This is a genomic window from Staphylococcus saccharolyticus (assembly GCF_900458815.1).
GTDB lineage: Bacteria > Bacillota > Bacilli > Staphylococcales > Staphylococcaceae > Staphylococcus > Staphylococcus saccharolyticus.
This window is the reverse complement of sequence record NZ_UHDZ01000001.1, coordinates 1725825-1751987: the sequence shown is the minus strand read 5'-3', so window position 1 is coordinate 1751987 and position 26163 is coordinate 1725825. Positions and strand designations below refer to the sequence as shown.

General features: G+C 30.0%; 19 protein-coding genes, 2 tRNA genes and 6 pseudogenes. 17 read left to right on the top strand and 10 right to left on the bottom strand.

Annotation, left to right across the window (positions count from 1 at the left end; genetic code table 11):
- Positions 1–371: 371 nt before the first annotated feature.
- From DYE57_RS12875 to DYE57_RS08545, 3 genes and pseudogenes are all read left to right on the top strand, one after another.
- Positions 372–1487: pseudogene (locus tag DYE57_RS12875) on the top strand (S1C family serine protease); the annotation flags it as partial.
- Positions 1488–1507: 20 nt separating this feature from the next.
- Complete coding sequence (locus tag DYE57_RS08550; RefSeq protein WP_115313669.1) at positions 1508–2866, top strand: TrkH family potassium uptake protein; 1359 nt, start codon at positions 1508–1510, stop codon at positions 2864–2866.
- Positions 2867–3059: 193 nt separating this feature from the next.
- Positions 3060–4518, top strand: a pseudogene (locus DYE57_RS08545) (bifunctional metallophosphatase/5'-nucleotidase).
- A 98-nt stretch (positions 4519–4616) separates the two neighbouring features.
- Here the strand turns inward: DYE57_RS08545 and DYE57_RS08540 are convergent.
- Both DYE57_RS08540 and DYE57_RS08535 read right to left on the bottom strand, forming a co-directional pair.
- Positions 4617–5219, bottom strand: coding sequence for a CPBP family glutamic-type intramembrane protease (locus tag DYE57_RS08540; RefSeq protein ID WP_115313668.1), 603 nt, complete (start codon positions 5217–5219; stop codon positions 4617–4619).
- A gap of 5 nt (positions 5220–5224) precedes the next feature.
- A complete protein-coding gene (locus tag DYE57_RS08535) occupies positions 5225–5410 on the bottom strand; it encodes a YkvS family protein (RefSeq protein ID WP_115313667.1) in 186 nt (61 codons plus the stop codon).
- Between the two features lie 193 nt (positions 5411–5603).
- Between DYE57_RS08535 and lplA the strand changes: the two are divergent.
- A pseudogene (gene lplA / locus DYE57_RS08530) lies at positions 5604–6589 on the top strand (lipoate--protein ligase).
- Positions 6590–6668: 79 nt separating this feature from the next.
- On the opposite strand, the gene DYE57_RS08525 reads toward lplA, so the two are convergent.
- On the bottom strand, positions 6669–6884 hold the full coding sequence (locus DYE57_RS08525; protein WP_115313666.1) for an IDEAL domain-containing protein: 216 nt from the start codon (positions 6882–6884) through the stop codon (positions 6669–6671).
- A gap of 213 nt (positions 6885–7097) precedes the next feature.
- Here DYE57_RS08525 and DYE57_RS08520 point away from each other — a divergent pair.
- The 3 genes and pseudogenes from DYE57_RS08520 to DYE57_RS08510 all read left to right on the top strand — a co-directional run bounded on the left by DYE57_RS08520 (position 7098) and on the right by DYE57_RS08510 (position 8027).
- Positions 7098–7670: pseudogene (locus DYE57_RS08520) on the top strand (competence protein ComK).
- Positions 7671–7860: 190 nt separating this feature from the next.
- A tRNA-Asn gene (locus tag DYE57_RS08515) sits at positions 7861–7935 on the top strand.
- Between the two features lie 3 nt (positions 7936–7938).
- Positions 7939–8027 (top strand) — tRNA-Ser (locus DYE57_RS08510).
- 198 nt (positions 8028–8225) lie between these two features.
- Here DYE57_RS08510 and DYE57_RS12415 read toward each other — a convergent pair.
- Positions 8226–8777: a tyrosine-type recombinase/integrase gene (locus tag DYE57_RS12415; RefSeq protein WP_232619661.1), complete on the bottom strand. Its 552-nt coding sequence runs from the start codon at positions 8775–8777 to the stop codon at positions 8226–8228.
- 52 nt (positions 8778–8829) lie between these two features.
- Positions 8830–9090 carry a phage integrase SAM-like domain-containing protein gene (locus tag DYE57_RS12410; protein ID WP_232619662.1) on the bottom strand — a complete coding sequence of 87 codons (261 nt, stop codon included), beginning with the start codon at positions 9088–9090 and terminating at the stop codon, positions 8830–8832.
- Between the two features lie 728 nt (positions 9091–9818).
- Here DYE57_RS12410 and DYE57_RS08500 point away from each other — a divergent pair.
- The 3 genes from DYE57_RS08500 (at position 9819) to DYE57_RS08490 (ending at position 14265) form a co-directional block, all read left to right on the top strand.
- Positions 9819–9959 (top strand): gallidermin family lantibiotic, encoded by a 141-nt coding sequence (locus DYE57_RS08500; RefSeq protein WP_115313665.1) that lies wholly within the window; start codon positions 9819–9821, stop codon positions 9957–9959.
- Positions 9960–10046: 87 nt separating this feature from the next.
- A complete protein-coding gene (locus tag DYE57_RS08495; RefSeq protein WP_115313664.1) occupies positions 10047–13028 on the top strand; it encodes a lantibiotic dehydratase in 2982 nt (993 codons plus the stop codon).
- The gene (locus DYE57_RS08490) at positions 13021–14265 is read left to right on the top strand and encodes a lanthionine synthetase C family protein (protein ID WP_115313663.1); all 1245 of its coding nucleotides are present in this window, start codon (positions 13021–13023) and stop codon (positions 14263–14265) included. The genes DYE57_RS08495 and DYE57_RS08490 overlap by 8 nt, the downstream gene beginning before the upstream one ends.
- Positions 14266–14346: 81 nt before the next feature.
- Here the strand turns inward: DYE57_RS08490 and DYE57_RS08485 are convergent, their stop codons facing one another.
- Positions 14347–14961 carry a winged helix-turn-helix domain-containing protein gene (locus DYE57_RS08485; protein ID WP_115313662.1) on the bottom strand — a complete coding sequence of 205 codons (615 nt, stop codon included), beginning with the start codon at positions 14959–14961 and terminating at the stop codon, positions 14347–14349.
- Between the two features lie 655 nt (positions 14962–15616).
- On the opposite strand from DYE57_RS08485, the gene DYE57_RS11870 reads away from it, so the two are divergent.
- Complete coding sequence (locus tag DYE57_RS11870) at positions 15617–15757, top strand: hypothetical protein (protein ID WP_165417906.1); 141 nt, start codon at positions 15617–15619, stop codon at positions 15755–15757.
- A 376-nt stretch (positions 15758–16133) separates the two neighbouring features.
- On the opposite strand, the gene DYE57_RS08480 is transcribed toward DYE57_RS11870, so the two are convergent.
- On the bottom strand, positions 16134–16340 hold the full coding sequence (locus DYE57_RS08480; RefSeq protein WP_115313661.1) for a TM2 domain-containing protein: 207 nt from the start codon (positions 16338–16340) through the stop codon (positions 16134–16136).
- 243 nt (positions 16341–16583) lie between these two features.
- On the opposite strand from DYE57_RS08480, the pseudogene DYE57_RS08475 reads away from it, so the two are divergent.
- Positions 16584–17135: pseudogene (locus DYE57_RS08475) on the top strand (GNAT family N-acetyltransferase).
- Between the two features lie 168 nt (positions 17136–17303).
- Here DYE57_RS08475 and DYE57_RS08470 read toward each other — a convergent pair.
- Positions 17304–18242 (bottom strand): 1,4-dihydroxy-2-naphthoate polyprenyltransferase, encoded by a 939-nt coding sequence (locus tag DYE57_RS08470; protein ID WP_115313660.1) that lies wholly within the window; start codon positions 18240–18242, stop codon positions 17304–17306.
- A gap of 178 nt (positions 18243–18420) precedes the next feature.
- Here DYE57_RS08470 and DYE57_RS08465 point away from each other — a divergent pair, with 178 nt between their 5' ends.
- The 4 genes from DYE57_RS08465 to menB are packed head-to-tail and all read left to right on the top strand — an operon-like array spanning position 18421 to position 23043.
- Positions 18421–19776 carry an isochorismate synthase gene (locus DYE57_RS08465; RefSeq protein WP_115314135.1) on the top strand — a complete coding sequence of 452 codons (1356 nt, stop codon included), beginning with the start codon at positions 18421–18423 and terminating at the stop codon, positions 19774–19776.
- Positions 19769–21442 carry a 2-succinyl-5-enolpyruvyl-6-hydroxy-3-cyclohexene-1-carboxylic-acid synthase gene (gene menD, locus DYE57_RS08460; RefSeq protein WP_115313659.1) on the top strand — a complete coding sequence of 558 codons (1674 nt, stop codon included), beginning with the start codon at positions 19769–19771 and terminating at the stop codon, positions 21440–21442. The genes DYE57_RS08465 and menD overlap by 8 nt, the downstream gene beginning before the upstream one ends.
- A complete protein-coding gene (gene menH / locus DYE57_RS08455; protein WP_115313658.1) occupies positions 21429–22232 on the top strand; it encodes a 2-succinyl-6-hydroxy-2,4-cyclohexadiene-1-carboxylate synthase in 804 nt (267 codons plus the stop codon). Before menD ends, menH begins: the two co-directional genes overlap by 14 nt.
- A complete protein-coding gene (gene menB / locus DYE57_RS08450) occupies positions 22225–23043 on the top strand; it encodes a 1,4-dihydroxy-2-naphthoyl-CoA synthase (RefSeq protein WP_115313657.1) in 819 nt (272 codons plus the stop codon). The genes menH and menB overlap by 8 nt, the downstream gene beginning before the upstream one ends.
- 174 nt (positions 23044–23217) lie before the next feature.
- Here the strand turns inward: menB and DYE57_RS08445 are convergent, their stop codons facing one another.
- Together DYE57_RS08445 and DYE57_RS08440 are read right to left on the bottom strand one after the other, a co-directional pair.
- Complete coding sequence (locus DYE57_RS08445; protein ID WP_115313656.1) at positions 23218–24396, bottom strand: aminotransferase class I/II-fold pyridoxal phosphate-dependent enzyme; 1179 nt, start codon at positions 24394–24396, stop codon at positions 23218–23220.
- Between the two features lie 139 nt (positions 24397–24535).
- Positions 24536–25539: pseudogene (locus DYE57_RS08440) on the bottom strand (acyltransferase family protein).
- 152 nt (positions 25540–25691) lie between these two features.
- On the opposite strand from DYE57_RS08440, the gene DYE57_RS08435 reads away from it, so the two are divergent.
- On the top strand, positions 25692–26111 hold the full coding sequence (locus DYE57_RS08435; RefSeq protein WP_115313655.1) for a MarR family transcriptional regulator: 420 nt from the start codon (positions 25692–25694) through the stop codon (positions 26109–26111).
- Positions 26112–26163 lie beyond the last annotated feature (52 nt).

Below are 26163 nucleotides of genomic sequence, written 5' to 3'. Positions count from 1 at the left end.
ATGATGTCACAACTGCAAATAAAACACAGCATAGAAAAATAAAAGCTGATAATCAATCAGAAAGTAAATTACGAACAACTTCTAATGAAGATCAACCCCAACCACCAAAGAATGATAGTTCAACTTTAAATGGTGAGAAACAGTCGGAATCAATGTCTAAAAGTAAATCATCGGATAAAACACTAAATCAATCTAATGAGTTAGAAAAGGACGACAATACGAATTCTCACCATGATAATAATGAGTGCCAACAAACTGTAAGTAAAATTTACGAAGACAATTTAAGTAAGTCGAGATCTCAAAGTTCTCGACCCAAAAAATCTACAAGTCAGAATCATAATACATTTAATCACATTAAAAGTGTTACTATAACTTTCTTTAAAGAACATTGGCCTAAACTTCTAATTATTGTAGGTATTATATTATTATTATTAATACTTAATGCTATTTTTACAACAGTTAATAAGAACGACCATACTAACGACAGTGCTTTTGATGGAACTAATAAAGGTTATACAAATACGATGAAAAATGCTAATAATACAGTAAAGTCAGTCGTCACGGTTGAAAATGATTTATCAAACAATACAACTGCACCTCAAAATAAAGCAGGTTTTGATAATGAAATAGGATCAGGTGTCGTCTACAAAAAAGTGGACGACTCTATTTATATTCTAACGAATGCTCATGTAGTTGGAGATAAAGAAAAACAAAAAATTACATATAGTAATGATAAATCAGTAATCGGTAAAGTGATTGGGAAAGATAAATGGTCAGATATAGCAGTTGTGAAAGCGAAGGTTGCAGATAATAATATCCAAACTATAACTATGGGTGATTCTAATAATTTAAAATTAGGTGAATCATTACTTGTTGCAGGTAATCCTTTAGGTACGGATTTTAAAGGTAGCGTTTCTCAAGGTATCATTTCTGGACTTAATAGACGTGTACCGGTTGATATTGATAAAGATGATAGCTATGATGTGTTAATGAAAGCTTTTCAAATTGATGCATCAGTTAATCCTGGTAACTCTGGAGGAGCAGTTGTTGATAGTGATGGAAGACTCATAGGTATTGTGTCACTTAAAATCGATATGAAAAATGTTGAAGGAATGGCTTTTGCCATACCTATCAATGATGTACGTAAGATTGCTCAGCAATTGGAAGATAAAGGTAAAGTTACATATCCTAATACAGGGATTAAAATTAAAAATGTAGCAGATATGAGTGATTCAGAAAAAGATTCAATAAACTTACCTTCAAAAGTTAATAATGGTGTAGTTATAGGTGAGGTACAACAAAAAGGTTTAGGTGAAAAATCTGGCTTGCAAAGTGGCGACGTAATAGTAGAATTAGATGGTAAAACTATCGAAGATAACTTACGATATAGACAAATTATCTTCAGTCATAAAGACGATTTGCGAACTTTAACAGCTAAAATTTATAGAAATGGTACTGAGAAAAATATTAAAATTAAATTGAAATAATTAACGTTGAGGTGAAATAAATGTCTGTTTTAAGTCAATTACTTAAGAAATCGAGTCCTCAACAAGGGATTATTCTTTATTATCTCTTTGCAATCATCGTTGCATTTTTACTTTTAAACCTACCCTATGTTCATAAACAAGGTATTGATGTCAATCCAATTGATACATTATTTATTGCTGTCTCAGGAATTAGTGTTACTGGATTATCACCGATTACAATAGTAGATACTTATTCTACATTTGGACAGATTATTATTTTGATAATTTTAAATATTGGTGGCATTGGTGTAATGGCAATTGGTACTTTACTTTGGGTAGTAATGGGTAAACATATTGGAATCAGAGAGCGTCAACTTATTATGTTAGATAATAATAGAGATACGATGAGTGGGACTGTTAAACTTATCTTAGAAATTGTGAGAACAATAATTATTATTGAATTAATAGGTGCATTATTATTAGCATTTTATTTCTACAGAGACAATCCAGATTTAAAATATGCACTTATGCAAGGCATATTTGTTTCAGTATCTGCTACTACTAATGGTGGATTAGATATAACGGGACAATCACTTATACCATACTCTAAAGATTACTTTGTTCAAACGATTGTGATGTTTTTAATCGTCTTAGGATCAATAGGATTCCCAGTATTATTAGAATTGAAAGCTTATATCAAAAATAGAGTTACAAATTTTAGGTTTTCATTATTCACTAGGATTACAACATCTACGTATTTGTTTTTATTTGTATTTGGTGTTATCGCTATTTTATTACTTGAACATAACCATGCATTTAAAGGATTAAGTTGGCATCAATCTTTATTTTATGCACTATTCCAGTCATCAACGACAAGAAGTGCGGGATTACAAACAATTGATGTCTCACATTTTAGTGATGCGACGAACATCATCATGGGTCTTCTCATGTTTATTGGCTCCTCTCCAAGTTCTGTTGGTGGTGGGATAAGAACCACGACGTTTGCAATTTTAATATTATTTGTAATTAACTTTAATAACACAGCTGATAAAACAGGTATAAAAATTTTTAATCGAGAAGTTCATATTATGGACGTTCAAAGATCATTTGCAGTATTTACAATGGCATCAATTTTAACTTTTGTAAGTATGATTATAATATCTGCGACTGAGCAAGGTAAATTAACATTTTTACAAGTGTTCTTCGAAGTGATGTCAGCTTTTGGTACTTGTGGTTTAACTTTAGGTATTACAAGCGATATTAATGACATAACAAAGATAGTGTTAATGGTTCTTATGTTTATAGGACGAGTAGGGCTTATTTCATTCATTATAATGCTTGCTGGACGAAGAGAACCTGATAAGTTTAGCTATCCTAGAGAGCGTATACAAATTGGATAATTTATTAATAAACACTTTTGGTTAAAGTTCGTTGCTTTGCTAAAAGTGTTTAATTATATAGAGATACTAAAGTTGGATAGTTTAATAACATTCTATTTTGTTAAAGTGTTAAACTTAAATTAATGTGGGGAGGGAGTGATGACCATATGGAAAAAATGAAAATATTACTGTAGATGTTATTGCAACTTCAGATATGCATAGTCAATTCCTAAATGGTGAGTATGGATCAAATATTTATAGAGCAGGAACATATGTAAATGAAGCTCGTAGCCAAAATGACCATGTGATATTACTAGATAGTGGAGGAAGTTTAGCAGGTTCACTTGCCGCTTTTTACTACGCTATCGTGGCACCTTATAAACGACATCCTATGATCAAATTGATGAATGCGATGCAATATGATGCAAGTGGTATCAGCCCTAATGAGTTTAAGTTTGGTTTATCCTTTTTAACACGTTCAGTAGCTTTAGCTCGGGTTCCTTGGTTATCAGCTAATATTGAATATACAGTTACGCGTGAACCATACTTTTCCACGCCTTATACGATTAAGAAATACAATGATTTAAAAATTGCAATTGTTGGATTAACAGCTGACGGATTGATGAAAAATGAATATGCTGAAATGGAAGAGGATGTCAGTATTGAGAAAACGTTAGTTTCTGCAAAAAGATGGGTAAGATATATTCATGAAGTAGAAGAGCCTGACTTTCTTATAGTTATTTATCATGGTGGATTAAATAAAATTAGTAAATCCAACCAGAAAATTGAAGAAAATGTAAATGAAGCAGAGAAAATAATGGAAGAACTTGGCATGATTGATTTAATTATTACAGCTCATCAACATCAAACTATAGTTGGAAAAGATCACGAAACAGTATATGTACAAGCTGGCCAAAATGCTGAAGAACTTGTTCATCTATCTATTCATTTTAAAAAACGAACGAATTCTTATGAGATAGAAAATATTGATTCTAAAGTTATCGATTTAAACGATTATAATGAAGATGATTTGCTATTAAAAGAAACGTATTATGATCGTAAAACGTGAACATTGGGCAGATGAGATAATTTCAAATAAAAACTTCAATTTAGTTGTGAATGGAATCGAAGAACTTATTTGTAATCCTCATCCTTTTACTCAATTGTTACATGATGCTATAAGAGTAGCTTATAATTATAGTATTTCTTGCGTTCATATATCTAAGAATGGGGAGAATGGATTAAATCATATGATAAAAAATAGGGATTTATATGAGGCGTATCCACATCCCGATAGACCGGTAGATTTAACTGTTAAAGGTCAAAACATTAAAGATATTCTTGAATATAGTTATGCGTATATAGAATTTAATAATGAAAAATTAAGTTTAACAATTATTGATGAAACATTATTTACAATTTGGCAAGGTTTTAAATATACTGTTGATATGACAAAAGAACCCTTCAATAGAGTACAAATTGATGATTTAGATATGGACCAAATGTATCGTATTACAATGACAGATTATTGTTATAGAAATTATAAAGACTATTTACATGATGCAACAATACATGAAACCCATAGTGAAACAATGGGTGTACTGATTAGAAAAAATTTAAAAGATAACATTTATGATATAGAAGTAGATCATAACTTCAGAGTAAATTATTAATTTACTCTTCATAATATGTTAACGTTGTATTTATTGTTTTTACTTCAACAAAAAAGCATTTCTTAGCTCATCTATTTAACGAGGCTAAGAAATGCTTTTTATCCATGGAAAATTAATAGTAATATGATGGCTACGATTTGAGCAATTGTAGTGGTAGCAATACGTCTAGTGTATTCATAGCTTAGAGATAAAATAAATTGAGCTATAAAAATAAATAATACAATCCACCAATTATCTAAGTAAATAAATAATGAGCTTGAACAAATAGCCACAATCAAAATGTTAACCCATTTGGGCAAATTAAATTTAATTAATTCCTTTTGTAAAACAGTTCTCATATATAGTTCGTGACATGGAATCACGAATAATAATGTGACGAGCATTTGCCATTTAAAATAAACACCCGTTCTAGATAGTTCTTTGATTAATGGTGCGTACGATAAATCAGATGAAATAAGTGCAAATATAAGCTGTACAACAATAAGTACAATACTTGTAATTATACCAATTCCAATTGAAGTTAATAATCGTTTAGATGCAATGTCTCTTTGATAAAAAACATAACTTATTCCAGCTATTAGCATAATGCCAGTATATAAATACCAGTACTCTTGGTGTTCACCCCACATCACAATTAATATAGCGTGAAAGACTATGAAACTTATAACAAACCAAATTAAAGCTTTAGAAACATTTTTCATTATAATTAACCTTCTTGATCAACGATTTTATATCGCTTATGATTAATGACAGTTTTCTCTGGTAAATCTAATTCATTGAAGTTTTCCATAATTGTCAAGTCTACTATAACAGAGTTGTCATTAATTTTTTCAACACGGCCTCTTAAACCGTCATAAAATTCTACAATATTACCTACTTCTGCAACAGTCATTACGAGTCCTCCCTTAAATCATAGCTAGATCATATTGTACTAAAATTTACTTTACAAATAAACTAATATCTTTAAAAAAACTTGAATCTTATATACAAATATGAAAAGTAAGACATAATTGGAAATTTTAATATAAATCGTTAATAACTAGGTTAAGGGCATATAGAGAGACTTTACTTAAGGAGAGAATGTTATGAAGTTTATTAGTAATAATAATGTTACTGATCCAACGCTCAATTTGGCTATGGAAGAATATGTTCTTAAAAATCTTCTTGCTGAAGAAAGTTATTTTCTATTCTATATCAATAGACCCTCTATTATTGTTGGGAAAAATCAAAATACAATTGAAGAAGTCAATAAAGCTTATATTGATGCCCATTAAATTGACGTTGTTAGACGTATTTCTGGTGGTGGAGCTGTATATCACGATACAGGAAATTTAAATTTTAGTTTTATCACTGATGATGATGGTAATAGTTTTCACAACTTTAAAAAATTTACTATGCCTATTGTACTGGCATTACAATCACTCGGAGTAAATGCTGTAATGATCGGCCGAAATGATATTCAAGTTGGTGAGGCTAAAATATCTGGAAATGCGATGGTCAAAGTAAAAAATAGAATTTTTAGTCATGGTACATTAATGCTAAATTGTGATTTAGATGAAGTACAAAACGCTTTAAAAGTAAATACAGAGAAAATAAAGTCTAAAGGTGTAAAATCAGTCAGAAAACGTGTCGCTAATATTGATGAATTTTTAGATGAACCTATTGATATTAACGAATTTAAGCAAATTATTTTAAAATCTATCTTTGGGAAAAATAAGGTTGAAGAGTATGTATTAAGTGATGACGATTGGAATAAAATCGAAAAATTAAGTAATGAAAAATATCGTACGTGGGAATGGAATTACGGTAATAATCCTAAATATAATTTTGAGCGTGAAGAAAAATTTGATAAAGGTTTTGTTCAAATAAAGTTAGATGTTAAAAAGGGACGAATTGAACATGCTAAAATATTTGGTGATTTCTTTGGCGAGGGTGATGTAACAGAATTAGAGCATGCATTAGAGGGTGCTTACATGACTTTGAGCATATAGAAGAATCACTCAGAGACTATGACTTTTATCATTATTTTGGTGATATAAATAAATATGAAATAATAAGATTAATGTCTTAAATAAAAATAATAGAGGTCTATTCTCAACTTCGTTTAAAGTAGGGAATAGACCTCTTATAATGAGTGACACGAGTCTAATTTATTCACTTAAAAATGCTTCCAATTTCTTATATTCGTTTGTGAGTTGCATAAAATCCTCTTTATTCTTATTAACAAGCGCTTCATCAATTAAAACTTTAAGTTTTGCCTTCCTAGCATTTCTTAACGCCTCATCAATAACTAATTCTACACCAAAATCATTCACTGTGGTTACAAAGTCTCTCAGCGTAGTATATTTAACGTTAGTGTGATTCATAAAAACCACGACCTTTCGTATTTATGATATATAGGTATTATACAGATTTTAATTTTTGAAATCAATGAATATTCTGACATTTATAAATAAATATGTGTAAAAAGAAAATAAAAGTAGAACTTGACTTTGCTTATGAGCTAGATAAAATTAAGTTATTATTTTTAAAAGAAAATAATGGCATTAATTTATAATTGAATAAAGTGAGGTTTTTTAATGACTAATTTAATTGAAACAATTTATGTTATTAGGAAAGGTGATATGATTGTTCGTCCTATATATGATGAATATCAACAAACTTCCGGTGCGGAAATCATCAGATTTGATAAAACTCGAAAGGAAAGTCCATTCAAAGTTCAACGTATTATTGAAAGATCATGCAAATTTTATGGTAATAATTATATCAGCAAAAAGGGAGAAACCAATCGTATTACTGGTATTTCAAGCAAACCACCTATATTACTCACTCCATTATTTCCAACTTACTTTTTCCCAACACACTCTGATCGACAAGAAGAAAATATTTGGATTAACTGCACTATATAGAAAGTATAAAAGAACTAAAGAATCGTAAAAGTAAAATTATTTTTGCCAATAACGAATCATTTATACTCCACGTGTCTTTTCACAGTTTATGGCATCAGTACACAAATGTGATTATTTACTACTATATGTGATAAACAATCACGTATGAAATCTAATAATCCTGAAAAATCTATCGACTATAATCAATCCTCATTAAACATCTTCGAAGCACTTTCTCGTTACTCACTTTTTGAAGACAAATAGTTTAACTTCCTATGATTATTTACGAAATTAAAATTTAAAAAATTCTATGTTTATTTTTAAAATATGCGGCCCGTCAATATTAAATTAGTGTAAATGTTCCGTATATTTTTTGAAGATTTCTCTTGAAAAACTCAACAAGATTGATATAATAATACTTGTGCTTGATAGAGATAGTATAACTAAATATTAATCCGCAGTAGCTCAGTGGTAGAGCTATCGGCTGTTAACCGATCGGTCGTAGGTTCGAATCCTACCTGCGGAGCCATATGGAAACGTACTCAAGTTGGCTGAAGAGGCGCCCCTGCTAAGGGTGTAGGTCGCGAGAGCGGCGCGAGGGTTCGAATCCCTCCGTTTCCGTAAAGACGCTTATAATGGTTTAAATTCATTAAAAGCGTTTTTTGTCATTTTATAACCCCTTTTGTGTCAACGATTTGAATCTATTTTATTAAAATTCAATTTCTTAATAGTTTAAATTCATTTTAAATTTTTCAGTCAAATTGTGACTAAGAGTGTTAATAATAAGTCGTGCTTTAGTCACAATAATTTTTAATTGAGTCACAAGAAAATTTCATTTAAGTGGTTAACTACTTCTTTGTCTTCTTCGCTCTCAAATTCTTTAATTATATGTGAATAAATTTTAAGTGTCGTATGTATATCAGCATGACCTAATCTTTTTGAAATATATTGTATTGAAACACCTTTAGCTAGTAGGTAACTACAATGTGTGTGTCTTAAAGATTTCAAAGTATATTTTTGTAATCCATTATTTAAACAAAAATCACTAACAACTTTATTTACAGTACTGTAGTTAATAAAGTTTATTTTATTATGAAAGATGTAACCATTTTGATTTTTATCATGTAAATCTATTATAGATTGAATATAATCTAAGTCTTCTTTTCGTACTTTAACAAATCTTGCAGAATATATATTCTTTCGATCGTCTAAATAGATACGAGAATTCTCAAAGTCTAAATGGTCATATCTTAACCTTTGAACAGGTTTAAATCTTGAACCAGTAATGATTAAGATATAGATATACAGATAAGATAAATATGGCTTATTTTTTACATGTTTGATTAATGATTTTAACTCACTTAAAGTCATGAACTTATCCTCAATTGATTGTGAGGCTTTAACGCCTCTAGGGTTAGCATTTTTACAAGTATTTTTTTATTAAACCTTGTTCAATCGCACTTTCAAATGCCTGATTAAGGCAATTATTTAATTTGCTTATTGTATTCGTTGTTCTAGGACGTATCACACCATGATTTAAATAATATCCTTGTCCGTAATCCCTCAAAAAGGTTCTATAAGATAATAAATCTATTTCATTAATTGGAATATTACCAAAACAATCCTCAAACACTTTGATTGCAGTTATATATCTGTTATATGAGGTTTCATGAATAACGCCCAATTTTGTGACCTCTAACCACTTTCTATAGTAAGTCTCACAAAAGCGATTTGATTGCTTAACTCAAAAAACCATCTATTAAATTACTATGTTTTATTGTCATTGCTATTTTTGCCTCACGCTTAGTAAGAAAACCTCCTTTTCTATAACGTTTTCCTTCATAAATAAAAGTCGTATTGATACGTATTACCACGTTTATGTACGTTCATAATTATCACCAACTTTTTTAAAATTTAATATAAGCACAATTATAGAATAGTTATTCTGTGAATATATTCCAATGTAAAAGTCTAATGAAATTATGAGTTTAATACAGTACTTTATATTTATAGATTATTAAACGTTCTCATAGTAGTTGATTAAATTGAGAGTGAACTTAAATGTAACTTTTCAATTCTAATATGGGAAAACCTAATATTTAGAATTTCATCCCAAAATTCTTCAAGTTAGAGGATTTAGGGACCAACTTAAAGATCCTCAATAGAGTATCTACAAATAAATCAAATTAGTGATAACTTGTGGGACTGAGACTAGCAGTTCAGAATGAATTTTGCCTACTTTCTAAATATTATAAAAAATTATATTTAGTTACCACAAAATTAAACTCATTATTTTATTATTACACTTTAGTAATAAAGGTACTTTAATATGGAAAAAATTCAAATAAGGTATTAATATGTTTATGAAAAGAATTTAAATATTCTTTTTAATAATATTAAGGAGTGGTTTAAATGAAAGCTATTAAAGAAAAGAAAGATCTTTTTGACCTTGATGTTAAAGTAAATGCGAGAGAAATTAGTAATTCAGAAGCAGATCCACCACCTAATACAAGTTTAATTTGGTGTACACCAGGATGCGCCAAAAACTTGTAAATTAAATCTTTAAAGTAGTTAATCTAAGTGCAATGCTTAAGCAGAGTTTCTTTCATGAGAGCTCTGCTTATTTTTAGAGGTGAAATAATGAAAAGTATTTTTAAAACATCGAGATATTTTATTATGAGAGCTCCTTTATTACCAGTATCTGTTTACTTTAAACATTTAAAAGTTGAAGATATAGATTACAAATTTTTCTTCGATAATCCAATAATTGAAGAAGCTATTATGACTACGACATACCATTTATATCAAAGTTTAACTCAAATTTCATTTGAAAGTGAATCTAAGAAAGCTCGTAATGCTAAAGAGAGTTTCTTAAAATATCTTATTAGAATGAGTACAAGAGGAACACCCTACGGATTGTTAAGTGGGATTTCATTAGGTCAATTTGGAGACTTAACTGATATACAAATATCCAATTACATTAGTAACTATACTAAAAGAGTTAAAATAGATGGTTCGTGGTTAAGTAAATTAATTAGGTTTTTTGAAAGTAATTATGATTATTATAAAGATAGCTTTGTTATTTGGAATGATAGAGATTATATATCTAATGATCGTATTTACTTAGATAATCAAACATGTTTACTACAAGAAAATAGTAATGATACCGTTTCTATAAAATATAACGATATACTTAGATTTATTAAAGAAAATATGTATATGGATTTAACATTTAAAGACATATTAGAGTTAATTTCAGAAAAGTTTTTAATTAACGATGATTCAATAATAAAATCATTTTTACAGAAATTATTAGATAAAGAAATTATTTTCACTAGTTTAAGAACTGCATTAAAGAAAGAAAATCCGTTAGAGTTTATATTAAATTTTTATGGACATGTTAATCATCGTATACTTAAATCACTTCAATTAATCAATAATGATATAAAAACTTACCAAAATATGAAAATTGGAGAAGGTAAGGAAACTTTTTTGAGAATTAGACAATTAATGCGTGAATTGTTTGAAGCTAAAGAATATCTCCAAATTGATACTTGTGTAGGTACTAAAAATAACTTTTTAAGTAATGGTCTATCTAAAACAATTAGTGAAGCTGCTTATATACTATGGTTACTTTCCCCAAATGATTTAGGAACAAGTACTATCAAAGATTTTCATTACAATTTTGTGGAACAATTTGGGTTCGAACAGCTTGTGAATTTAAAAGAATTGCTTTCAGATGTTAAAGGAATGGGTTACCCCACTTATGAAAATCAATTAGTACAAAATGATATCCCATTATTAAAAGAAAAGTATCTCTACGCGATTTCTCACAATCAAGAGATAGAAATTACTGAAAATGACTTTCTAGATTTAAAAAGAAATAATACTATTTCTACAGACCAAGCCCCTGTAACTTCAGAAATTTATAGTGAGCTTTACTATGGAGATGCTATTGAAGGATATGAGGAATTTTTAGTTATTAGTCCAATCGTATCTTCTTATAATGCTGGTGCAACAATAGGGAGATTTTCAAAAGAGTTTAAGAAAGATTTACGTAATCAATTAAATAATGAAATATATGAACAATACAATGAGTATAGTAAAGAGAATGATACAGAGATTATCCATATTAATGAAATGCCAAAATATGCTAGAAATTTAAATCTTATTAGTTTAAGTTCTACAAAGTTTAAAGAGCTAAATCTTGATATGCCTTCTACTACAGTTCTTTTGGATGATTTATATGTAGGCAGCACTTATAATAAATTATATTTATTTTCTAAAAATTTAAAATCTAGAGTCGTATTTATAACGGATACTATGTTGAATTATGTTTTATGCTCAAACTTATATAAGTTTCTAAGAGAGGTTTCGTTAGGTACAACGAAATTTATTCAGCCAATTAACGATAAGGGTATTGAGATGTTTAATTACTGTCCAAGAATTAGATATAAAAATGTGATTTTGAAGCCAGCCACTTGGAAGTTAAGTAAAGATATGTTTTTAAAATGTATACAAGAAAATTGGATAAATAAGTTTCATGAGATTCAGCAATTTTATGCTATTCCCAATGATGTAACTATGGCTTTTGGTGATAATAGATTAATAATTGATTTATCTAATAAGAATCATATTTCAATAATAAAAAAAGAAATCAACAAACAAGGGCGAGTATGTCTTTTAGAGAGTTTCATACAATACTCTTATAATGATCGAATTATAGAAATTGTTACTCCAATATACAGAAAAGACAAAACAAATGAACAGATAATAAATATACCCCAAAATATATATGGCCATCCGCAATTAAAAAGAGATTGGCTGTCCGTTCATCTTTTTATTGAAGAAAGTTATCAGAATGAGTTTATTATTCAATATTTATTACCATTTGTAAGTAATCTTTTAGCAGATAATCAACTAGAAAATTTCTTTTTTATTAAATATAAAGATAATAAACATTTTATTAAACTCCGTTTATTAAATAAATCTAGAGATTTGTCTCTTTTATATAGAAAATTCTTAGAACATAAACAAATTTGGCTGAAAGAGTCAGAATTATCTCATTACGCTATCGTAGATTATCAACCAGAAATACATAGGTATGGAGGTATTCAATCAATAGAAACCATTGAAGATTATTTCATGTACGATAGTTGGTTAGCGATTAATATAATTAACCAAGCATTTACTTATCCTAAAGAGTTTATAGTCGCAATAACCATTAGCTTCTTGTTAAATGAATTGAAAATAAGCCAAAAAGAAATTGATGAAATGAGATATAACAATGTCGAAAACTTATACCGCAATAAGGATATAAGAAAATATAAAAATGACTTAGTAAAACTTACAAATCCAAAAGATAATTATCATTATTTGTCTGAAAAGATACCAAGTCTACATCATATTTTATACTGTCATTACCATGAGTTAGAGAAATTAAAAATTACTTTAAATCAAGCTTTATCCACTCCTAGAACCTATATAATTGGGAGTTTAATTCATATGAGATGTAACAGAATTTTTGGTGTGAATCGTGACAAAGAAAAATTTGTACTTTCTATTTTTAATGAAATAGAAAAAACGAAAAAATATTGGTGTGGTGAGACGATAAATGGATGAAGTTGAAGAAATTATTAAAGAAGAAATTGCATTTTTATCTAATTATAAAAATGCAACAATTCAAATAGAAAATAATAGTGAACATTGGAGTTCATACACATTATCGCATGGCTATCCGGGTTTAATTTTGTTCTTAAATGAGTATCAACGCTTATATAATATAAACCTTGAAAGGTTAATACATCAATACATTTTAAAGATTGGTAGAGAATTAGAAAGGGGAGTGGAAGGTTTCTCATTATATAGTGGGCTACCAGGTATAGCTTTTTCAATTGATATCATTTCAAAAGATAATAATAACTATCAAATCATTTTAAATAATATAGATGATCATTTAATAAGATTTATTAACCAAAAAACCACTAACATTAAAATAGAAGCTGTTCCTAAACATTATGATGTTATACAAGGATTAACAGGTGTTGGAAGATATTTATTAAATAGAGTGGAAGCCAATCCTAAGGTTTTATCTAGTTTAATAAAAATTATGCATTACTTTAAAGATTTACATTATTCAAAAAATCATTGGATAGTTTCTAAGGAGAATCAGTTTTTAGATATAGATAAACACAGGTTTACATTAGGAAATATTAATTTAGGTTTGGCTCATGGAATTTTAGGACCATTTTCACTCTTATCTTTATGTAAATTAAAAGGAATTGAAATTAATCATCATACGAGTCTACTTTCTGACGTTACTGATTATATATATAAGCCTGAATTTCAAAATAGCATGGGGTGGCTCGATCGTTATGATATAGCTGAAAAGATTTATCCATCAGTTTCAGTGAGGAATGGTTGGTGCTATGGAGATACTGGAATAATGAATACGATTTGGCTATTAGGATTGGCTTTAAATGACAATGAACTTATTGAAAAAGCAAAACGATTAATGCTGAAAATTGTGAGATTAACTAATGACGATTTAATTAGTCCAACATTTTGTCATGGTCTAGCGTCTCATCTTACGATTATAAATAACGTCAATAGTTATTTTAATATAGTAGAGGTAAACAAATATCTTGATAAAGTTACAGATAAGATTATGACATTCTATTCATCTGAAAATCCATGTATGTTTCATGATATCGAAATGTTTAAAGATCAACAACGCATATCGAATAAAGTAGGTTTATTAGAAGGGCAGATAGGTACGCTTTTATCTTTACTCAATTATAAAAAGAGACAAGCTAGCTATTTAGAAAAAAGTTGGACAAATATGTTCTTAATAAATTAGTAAAAAGATTGTGATGTTGAAAAAAATATCCCTAAAGAAATGCAAAGTGTGACTTTAGGGATATTTTTAGAAATTAATGATTTATTTATCTTTAATGACTAATTTATACCCAATTGCTCTTTTATTAATAATTTCTAGATCATCACAATGTTGAAGATTGTGTCTTAACCTGTGTATGTATACATTAATAGTGTTCGAGCCTACGTATTTTTGTGTATGCCACACCTGATTTTTTAGTTCTTCTCTAGATACGTATTGGTTCAAATGTCTATATAAGAAATTTAAAATCTGTAATTCTATATGGGATAAAGCATACGCTTTATCTTTAAAAATACATATATGCTTTTCAAAGTCGATAAATAATTTAGGTTTTAAATAATTTAAGTGTTTTTTAATTTCATTGATAATTAGACATTCTATAAGGTGCCTGTCTTCTTCATTAAGAATAATGTATAAAGCGACGCCTTTTTCATAAAAATCATACTTTCTTTTTCTATTATTGTTTTTTGTTACCACAATAACGGGTAGAGAATGAACTTTACTTTTTATGGTATGGTAATACTCATCACTCGATTCGTAAATGATAAGTAGATCTGGTGTAGTCTGATTGGAATTAATTACAATGCATTCATTAATTTTCAATATTGTCTCACGGAAGAGTTGGTTTAAAGAAGGTACAATCTGGATATTAAACATGTATCATCCTCACTCCTTCAATATTCTTTGAATATTTAGGTTGTTCAAAACCTTTTATTTATATGTATATAACTATTTAATTGATCCTCTATGCGCTTAATCTCTACAAATAGAGTTATAATTCTGTAGATGGTGTAACTTATGACAAAGTAAAATTATGAACCTTTTTGAGAAGTAATTCAATTAGTGACTCAGCTATTTTTTGCTACACTTCATTAACACCTTATTCGAACTTTTAAAAGTATAAATTGCTATTAATAATTATTAAAATTAGAAAATTCTGATATTTTATAGTGAACAGAGTTAATTTTTATTATAGAAATAGATAAGGACCATTTCTTCCCAATGAGAATAAACAAGTATATCTACATGCATCTTGTCTTTAATATCTAGGTCCTGGGCTGGGTTTTATATTACATATGAATAGCTGACTATTAAAATTTTAGAATTTTATTGCTATCCTTGGTTATTCATTATTAATAGAATGTACGTAACAACATTATGAAAAGACAAACTTAGTTAAATCTTTTATACAGTTTCTTTAAATACTTATTTTACATTATACATTATATAGGTTTTTATAATAATATACCATAAACAAATAAATAAAACTTTGTACAGATTTATTAAACTTTTGTGATGATTGATGTCATTTGTGGAAAAGGTAAAGGAAATACTATTAAGAGAATTTAAAGTATTAGTTAATAACAAGACAAATACAGGTGCTACTTTAAAAGAAGATGACAAACTTAAAAGTATAGAAGATGTGGATATTCTTATAATAAATCCTCATTAAAGTGGGATTATGATGTTAGAACTTATTAAAGAAAAAATAGTTATACTTAGTTAAAAATTTTGCATTATGTGATAATTTTATGATTAAGTCAATCTGATCTAACTACTAAATAAACAACAAAAAATGAGAGTGGAACAGAATTCGTATTGAATTCGATGTCTTACCCCCGTAACGAGAACTAGAGCTGAAAAAAATATTATAAGCGTATGTACAATTCAGTTATTGACTGCGAATATGCGAAAAATACCTAAAAATGATTGATATTCCAGACTCATTTTTGATAATAGTTTATTCATTTATAAAATGACAAAACGTGTGTTCATATAGGAATTAATATAATTGTAATAAATACTAAAATTTAATGTAATGATTTTAACTATGCTTTCTTATCGAAAGTAATATATCCATATTCATCTGCCTTTTTAGTAAATATAACGATAATTGCAACAACACTTGGTATACTTGTCCAGAAGAATACTAGGTGCAAGATGCCTTGACCTACTTGATCGGCGTAAAATTTATGTATACCTAGTCCTCCTAAAAACAATGCAACGATAATATAAATTGCTTTGTTAACTTTCATTGTTAAGCCCTCCTTATTTTATTAATTCAAACATTCATTACTATTTTTACAACATAAAGCTTTATTCATAAAAGTAATAGTTTTAAATAAGATGTTATGATATCAAATGTAAATTTCATTTTACTAGTATACTATGATTTCTTATATTAAAAAAAGAGTGTAAGAATTCTGTAATAAATTTTCTTAAAGCATTTAAATTCTTTATAATGGTGTTGCAATCTACATGAAAAGGATGGGGAAAGAATGATTAGAAAAGCGCGTACTAGTGATAACAGACAAATTGCCGAACTATGTTATATGATATAGAAAGATATGGAACCGGATATTACCAAGGAAATAACTAAAAATCGTGTGATTAAAGCAATTGAATTAAGTATTGTGAATGTGACTTATCGTACACTTTACGAGCATATTTGGGTATATGAAAAAGACGGTGTGGTCGTTGGATGTATTATTGCTTATCCTGGAACAGAGGAACTGAAATTCGAACAACAATGGGACGATTTACCTCTTGAAGATGATATTATGCGACTAGGTACACCATTACCCGAAAAGGAATCATTCGATGATGAGATGTATATTGAGGCTGTTGCAACAATACCAAAATACCGTGGACAAGGTATAGCCTCACAATTATTGAAGCATTTAATTTCTACTGATACTACTATAAAATGGGGATTAAATTGTGATTACGCTAATGAAGGTGCGCTTAAATTATATGAAAAAATTGGTTTTGAAGATGTAGGGGAAATGAATCTATATGGACATCGTTATCATCATATGAAATTAAATTAAAAGAGGAGCAGGACAGGAATCACTCTTAATTCGTTGTCCTACCTCCATTAGGAAATTCTCTGTGCTGAGACTCTGAGTTATATTTGTAAAAGTAAGTTCATTTTCAAGTCAGCATGCAACTTGAAAAGGTTTGGGAACCTTATGTTTTACTCTCAATAAATTATATTTCTATATTGCACCTAAAAGTGCGCTGATATAGATACCTAATGCATATAATAAGCCAAAGAAAGTATTTGTTTTACCTGTTGCTGCCATTGCAGGCATCATTGTCTCAGGTGTATCGTTTTTATTAAAACGTCTTACTGCTTTAATTGGCATTGGGAATGATAACAACACGAGTAAGTAGAAAAGTGAACCACCAGATTTAAAGAAAGCTGTAAAAATAACGATAAGATACGCAATGATATACATCGTAGCCATAAAAATAACTGACGCCTTTTTACCTAACAGAATAGGTAAAGTTTTTCTACCGCTTGCTTTATCTTTAACTCGATCTCGGATATTGTTAGCCATATTAATTAATCCGATTGTGATAACAATAGGGATACTTAACCAAACAATATATCCTTGTATATTTCCTGTTTGTATGAAAAAAGAAAGTAAAATGATTATCATACCCATAAATAATCCTGAGAATAGTTCGCCAAAAGGTGTCCAAGAAATAGGTATAGGTCCACCTGTATATAAATAACCAATTGCCATACACACGATACCAACTGGAATAATCCAGAGTGAACTTTGTACAGCTAAGAAGATACCTAAAAGTGCTGCGATAATGTAAAAAGCAATTGCGATGTTCATTACATGTTTGGAGCTCATACCATTACGTACAATTGCGCCACCAATACCTACGGAAGTATGGTCATCAAGCCCTTTTTTAAAATCATAATATTCATTAAACATGTTAGTTGCAGCTTGTATTAATAGACATGCAAGTAACATAGCTAAGAATAAACTGAATTTTAAATGGTCTTCACTACCTAGTAGGTAAATTTTGGCTGCAGCTGTACCAACTAATACAGGTACAACTGCTGCAGTTAAGGTATGAGGTCTCATCAATTGCCAGTACTTTTTTACGGTTGAATATTGTTGATATTTGTCTGACATGATTTGCATTACCTCTTGTTTATAAAGATTTATCATCAATATTTTAAAGGAATCATTACTAAAGGTCAATTGACGTGAAAAATTGCAATTTTTGTTTAAGCAATTATGACAACACATAACTTTAAAAATGATACAATACAGTAATGAGTAGAATTCGGAGGAGAAAGAAGTGAAAAGAATGGATGTGAATGTCAAAGAGGACGATATCGTCGATAAGATATATGAAAGTACGAAGGATTGGGTTTCAGTTGAAATTAAAGTAGACAAATCATTTGAACCTAGTACTTTATTTCATTTAACAGAACAGAATGCTGGCGATCGTTTTTACATGCGCTTAAATGATAACTATTCTTCATATTTCGGATATCATGCAGTTCAAAGGTTTAAAAATGATTTTGAAAACAAACAATCTATTTTTAAAGACTGGGAAAAATTAAAAGACAATATTGAGTTAATCCATCCAGATAGTGATTATCACCATTTAAGGCTATGTGGTGGGTTCCAATTTTCAGGTCATAAATCAGATGATGAGTGGAGAGAGTATGGGCTTAATCATTTTATTTTGCCTAAAGTTTTAATATCAAGTGAGGGCGCTCGTACATTCATCACTTATACAACAGAACGTCAAGACTTTGATATTGAGGTTTTTAAAGATTTAATTACTTATTTAGAACATACTGGTGTTGATACTTCAAGAGATTCACTTGGCGAAGTGACTCGTATGGAGGATATTTATAAAGACGATTGGCGTGACCTTGTTAATGAAGCCATCGATACAATAGATGAAAGTAAAAAGATTGTATTGGCGCGTAGACGTTTAATCAAGTTTGATAAGGAAATTAACATTCCATTTATTTTAAATCAGGCACTAAATAATGAAAAAAATAGTTATATTTTCTTATTAGAATCTAACCAATCTGTATTCTTTTCTCAAACACCTGAACAATTGATTAAAGTTGAAGATGGTGTACTATCAACTAAAGCAGTTGCTGGTACGATTAAACGTACTCATAATGAAAAAGTAGACGAAGAAAACATCAAGGCATTTTTAAAAGATAAGAAAAATTTAGGAGAACATCGTTTCGTTGTTGAGAGTATCTTGAGTGATATCAAGCCTTTCGTACAAGATGTAGAGTACAATGAAACGCCTAATATTTTAAAAAATGATCATTTGTATCATTTATACACAGAAATTAAAGCGAATTTAAATGACGAATCATACATTGGTTTAATTGATTGTTTACATCCGACACCTGCATTAGGGGGCTATCCGAAAGCAGAAGCTCTTGAATTTATTGAAAATAAAGAGTTTGGTACACGTGGATTATATGGGTCGCCTGTAGGATTTATCGATGTTTATGATGATTGCGAATTTATTGTAGCAATTCGTTCAATGCTCATTAAAGATTGTCAGGCAACTTTATTTGCAGGTTGTGGGATTGTAAAAAATTCCGACCCTGATAGTGAAGTGGCAGAGACAGCAGTAAAATTTTCACCAATGATGAATGCTTTAGGAGTAGATAATAATGACTAATTATAGTGAAGCGTTGACAGAGCAAGTGTTTTCATTTGCTTCAGAGTTATATGCATATGGTATTAGAGAAGTTGTAATAAGTCCGGGTTCGCGTTCAACACCACTTGCACTTGCGTTTGAAGCGCATCCAAAAATTAAAACATGGATTCATCCTGATGAGCGTAGTGCTGCATTTTTTGCATTAGGATTAATTAAGGGTAGTGAAACGCCTGTAGCAATATTATGCACATCTGGTACAGCTGCTGCAAACTACACACCGGCGATTGCTGAAAGTCAAATTAGCAGATTACCACTTGTCGTGTTAACGAGTGATAGACCTCATGAACTACGCAGTGTAGGGGCGCCACAGGCTATTAATCAAGTAAATATGTTTAACAATTATGTTCAATTTCAATTTGATTTACCTATAGCTGATGGTAGTAATCAAACGAAAGAGACTGTTGATTACCAAATGCAAATTGCCAGTCAATATTTATATGGATCACATCGAGGCCCGATTCATTTTAATTTACCATTTAGGGAGCCATTAACACCAGATTTAGATCGAGTTGACTTACTTACGTCAGATGTTAAGACGTTGTCCCATTACCAAAAGACAATTTCTGTTCATGATATAAGTGCTATATTGAAGAGAAAAAAAGGGCTCATTATTGTGGGAGATATGCAGCATCAGAAAGTAGATCAAATACTCACTTATTCGACTATCTATGACTTACCTATCTTAGCAGATCCACTAAGTCAATTACGTAAAAGCAAGCATCCTAATGTGATTGCTACTTATGATTTATTGTACAGAGCTGGATTAGATATAGATGTTAATTTTGTGATACGTGTAGGTAAACCTGTTATTTCTAAAAAGTTAAATCAATGGTTAAAGCAAACAAAGACATATCAAATCCTTGTCCAAAATAATGATAAAATTGATGTATTTCCTATACCACCACATATTTCTTATGAAGTTTCAGCAAATGATTTCTTTAGATCTTTGATGGACGAACCGTATGTAGAACGTAAAGAGTGGTTACAATTATGGCAGTCTTTAGAACAACAAGCACAAATTGAAATTAAAGATTATTTAAATCATGCTACAGACGAAGCGGCATATGTTGGTAGTTTAATTCAAAAACTATCGAAAGAGGATACTTTATTTGTTGGAAATAGTATGCCTATAAGAGATGTTGATAATTTAATGTTTGATAGTGAAGCAGGAATTTATGCTAACCGAGGTGCTAATGGAATTGATGGTGTAGTTTCTACTGCATTAGGTATGGCAGTGCATAAGAAGGTTACATTGCTTATTGGCGATTTATCGTTTTATCATGACATGAATGGTTTGCTTATGGCGAAATTAAATGCTATCAACATTAATATTATATTAGTAAATAACGATGGGGGAGGAATCTTCTCTTATTTACCTCAAAAAGATTCAGCTGATGTGTACTTTGAACGTTTGTTTGGTACACCTACTGGACTTAACTTTGAGTATACAGCGTTATTGTATGATTTTACGTATGAACGTTTTGATTATTTAACTGATTTCAAATACGCTGAATTATCAAGTATAGGTTCAGCTATTTATGAAATTATGACAAATAGAGATGATAATTTAAGACAACATCAAAATTTATATAAGAAATTGAGTGAAATTGTTAATGTTACACTTTGATTTTTATAAAGCTAATAATGAAACAACACAATTATTAGTTATGTTGCATGGGTTTATAAGCGATTCATCTACTTATAATGAACATATTAAACGTTTATCTCAACATGTTAATATACTTACGATTGATTTACCTGGGCATGGTGAGGATATATCTAATATTAATGATGTGTGGGACTTCCCGTATATTGTGCATCAGCTTGATCAAGTTTTAGAGCAGTTCAGAACTTATGATGTGTTCTTACTTGGTTATTCTATGGGCGGTCGGGTAGCGCTTTATTATGCTTTATATGGCAATGAAGCGCTAGCTGGACTGCTTTTAGAAAGTACTTCAGCTGGAATTCAAGATGAGGCGAATAAAGTGGAACGTGTCCGAGTGGATGAGGCTCGTGCGAAGGTGCTTGATATTGCTGGTTTGGAAATATTTGTGAATGATTGGGAGAAGTTGCCGCTTTTTCGTTCGCAGTACGATTTGGACGCGGAAGTACGAAAAGCTATTTGTGCCAATCGAATGAATCAAAATCCCCATCGGTTAGCTAAAGCGCTTCGAGATTATGGAACTGGCAATATGCCTAATCTTTGGCCGCTCATTTCATCGATTGGAGTTCGTACATTAATTTTAGTGGGTGAAAGAGATGAAAAGTTTGTTGATATTGGGCAACGGCTAGAAAGAGATATTTCAGATAGTCAAAAAGTACAAATTTCGAACGTCGGTCATACAATTCATGTGGAAGATGTAACGGAATTTGATACAATATTACTAGGTTTTTTAAAGGAGGAGCAAAATGACTAGACAGTGGGAAACACTTAGAGAATATGATGAAATAAAATATGAATTTTTTGAAGGAATTGCAAAAGTAACAATCAATCGCCCTGAAGTACGTAATGCATTTACACCAAAGACCGTTGCGGAAATGATTGATGCATTTTCACGCGCACGAGATGACCAAAATGTTTCAGTAATCGTGTTAACTGGCGAAGGAGATAAAGCATTCTGTTCAGGAGGAGACCAAAAGAAACGTGGTCACGGTGGTTATGTAGGTGAAGATGATATTCCTCGTTTAAATGTATTAGATTTACAGCGTTTAATTCGTGTCATTCCAAAACCAGTCATTGCAATGGTTAGAGGATATGCTATTGGTGGCGGGAACGTATTAAATGTAGTTTGTGACTTAACAATCGCCGCTGATAATGCCATCTTTGGTCAAACTGGTCCTAGAGTAGGTTCATTTGATGCTGGTTATGGTTCAGGTTACCTAGCACGTATTGTTGGCCACAAAAAAGCTAGAGAAATCTGGTACTTATGTCGTCAATACAATTCACAAGAAGCTTTAGATATGGGCTTAGTTAATACAGTAGTACCATTGGATAAAATAGAAGATGAAACAGTACAATGGTGTAAAGAAATCATGCAACATTCTCCAACTGCTCTACGTTTCTTAAAAGCAGCAATGAATGCTGATACTGATGGCTTAGCTGGGTTACAACAAATGGCTGGTGACGCTACTTTACTTTACTATACTACAGACGAAGCGAAAGAAGGACGTGACGCTTTCAAAGAAAAACGTAATCCTGATTTCGACCAATTCCCTAAATTCCCATAGGTGTTTAGATTTTATATAAATAGAAATCCCCTTGGTTAGTTCACTTAAATTAGCCAACGGGATTTTTTGTATGAAAAATAATTCATTTTTGAAGGGAACTATTTTGCCCAAACTGTAAATTTTGATAATAACCTAGATTGAAAAGAATAGAACCCTGTAACTAATATAAATGTTTTACGATGGTGGCATCTCATTAGGATACTGGTTGTACAAATAATTTTCTAAGCGACGCATACCTTCTTTTAACATATTCATGTCATAAGCGTATGATAGTCTTATATATCCTTTTCCAATATCTGTAAAGGAAGATCCAGGCACCATGGCTAAGTGGGCTTTTTCTAAAACATCTACACAAAAATCAAAATCATTATCTGTAAAATTTTTGATACTAGGGAAAATATAAAATGCGCCTTCAGGTTGTGCAGTGATTTCAAAACCGAGCGATTCTAATTTGTTTTTTAAATAATTACGACGTTTAATATATGCTTCGTTCATATATTTAGGAACATCTATTCCTTCTTTAAGTGCTGCTTTACATGCAATTTGAGCTGGTACGTTGGCGCAAATACAATTATAGGCGTGCATGAATGTTAATTTTTCGATTAAATACTCTGGACCGATTAAAAAGCCGATTCGAATACCTGTGGCTGAATGTGATTTGCTTAAACCACCAATGAGTAATAACTGATTACGAATCTCTGTAAATTCAGCGAATGATGTATGATGTCCAGCGAAAGTATTTTCAGCATAAATTTCATCACTGATGACAAATATTTCTTTATCAACAAGTGTGTCTACAATCGCTCTAGTTTCTGTTCGACTGAGTGCGACACCTGTAGGATTGGTAGGACAATTAAGTAATATTGCTTTTGTATTATCAGTTAAATGTTTCTCAATGAGTTCTGGAGTTACTTTAAATTCTGAATGTGTAGTATCCATAAAGATAGGTGTTCCACCTAAAGTTTCTACTAAAGGAATGTATCCTGCATAGATAGGTCCAGGAATAAGTATTTCATTACCTGGTTCGATAATACTTCTTAATGAGGTATCTAATGCTTCGCTAGCTCCATTCGTGACGATGATTTCTTCTTCACTGTAGTAGAATCCATATCGTTGCTTAAAATAATCACTAATCGCTTGTCGTGTTTCTACCAATCCTTTGTTATGAGAGTAACTTGTTTTATCCTCTTTAATTGCGTTAATATATGCATTTTTAACCACATTTGGCATAGGAAAGTCTGGTTGACCAATAGTTAAGTTGATACAATCGTCAATATACTTAATTCTATTTGAAAATTGACGAATACTAGGCGCTCTTAAAAATTTTGAATGTGTATTTAATGATAATTTCATTGTCTAAAACCTCTCTATAAAAAATACCAATATGCAGTATTTAAATTGTGTGAATAGTCTCATAATTCTTTCAAATTAGTACTATCATAACATATTTGCTAACTACATTTTGGTATTAAACTTAATTATAATATGAAATTTAATCTTTAAATTGTGATGGTCTTCTTAAATTTATTAGTGGATTCGTCCATTTACATACCACTTTAGATGACAATACGAACACAATAATGAGAGAAGTGACTATAAGAAATAAATATGTGAATATTGAGATGTTATCCTTAAATGGATATAATCCAAAACCTCTGATTATGCCTATAACAATACCGTGAAGTAAGTATACAAACATTGTTCTCCGACCAATATATGTGTAAAAACGTTGTTTCTGGGAAGTCAGATTTAAAAATGCACACATCGTGATAAGAATGATGATGTATAATAATAAACGTTTAAATGGACTGTAGACACCTTCACCGTGGCTTTCAAGAGAAGTGTATGGTGACCTAATAACCAGTCTCCATTGATAGGATGAATCGTGTAACCAATAAAAAATGAGATAAGAATAATAACAGATATAGCTATCCATTTTTTATTTCTAAGCTTTATTGTTTGTTCCTTAGTCACTAAATGTCCAATATAGAAGATAGGAAAAAATACAATTGTTCTTGATATACTCATATAACCGTCAATATTACCAGAAAATCCAGCCAAAATTGATACAAGTATAGAAATTGACAATACGATATATGGATTATATCTACGCACGATTACTAATACGACATGAAAGAAGAATAGTGTGAGTAGGAACCATAATGCAAAAACTGGATTAAATGGATCTAACTGTATAGCATCTTCTTTACCAGTAAAATAATAATAAAGTGAGAAGAATGCGAAAAAAATGACATATGGCACGAGTAGTTTCTTAGCAATTTTTTCTAAGTAATGTGGTTTATCTAAATTTTTTGCAAAATAACCTGATATAAATAAAAATGTAGGCATATGAAAACTATATATTAATAAATATAAAGCTTGTAAACATCTATCTTCAGAAGTATAAGGTTGTAAAAGATGTCCGAATACAACTAAAAATATTAAAACTGCACGGGCGTTGTCAAAAAAATAATCCCTATCTTTGATGGCGGTCATAAAGGGTCTCCTTTTTTCTATTTAGACATATTCTAATTTAGTATATATTTAGGTAATTATGCAAAGAATTTGTGCAATGTGTATATTAGTATTGTATATTTTATAAATAAAGCATATAAAATTAACAACTTAATATAGTGGAGTAGAACAACATGTATAAACAACTTGAAAAACTTATTACACTTACTAATAATGATTTAAATTTAGTCAATAGACGATTTGGCCAGCGTACAGATATTACCTCTGAGCAATTAGAACTTTTGCGTATTTTAAATAATTATGATCGCTTATCTCAATATGATTTAACAATGAAGATTAGAAGGGAACAGTCGATTGTGTCAAGATGGATAAAAAAGTTGGTATTAAAGGGTTATATCACGAGTCAGCAATCACATGATGATTTACGTTGTAAAGAATTAATTTTAACAGAAGAAGCACGTTCTTTAATTCAACAAATTAATACTGCAAGATGTGAATTAATTGAAGCTAGATGTCAATGTTTATCATCAGAAGAAATTGACAGTTTAAATCAACTATTAAATAAATTGAACAGTAGGCATATATTTATTTAGTAAAAGTAGTTTTACAAATTGGGTCGCAAGTGTATTGTATACTAAATCGTTT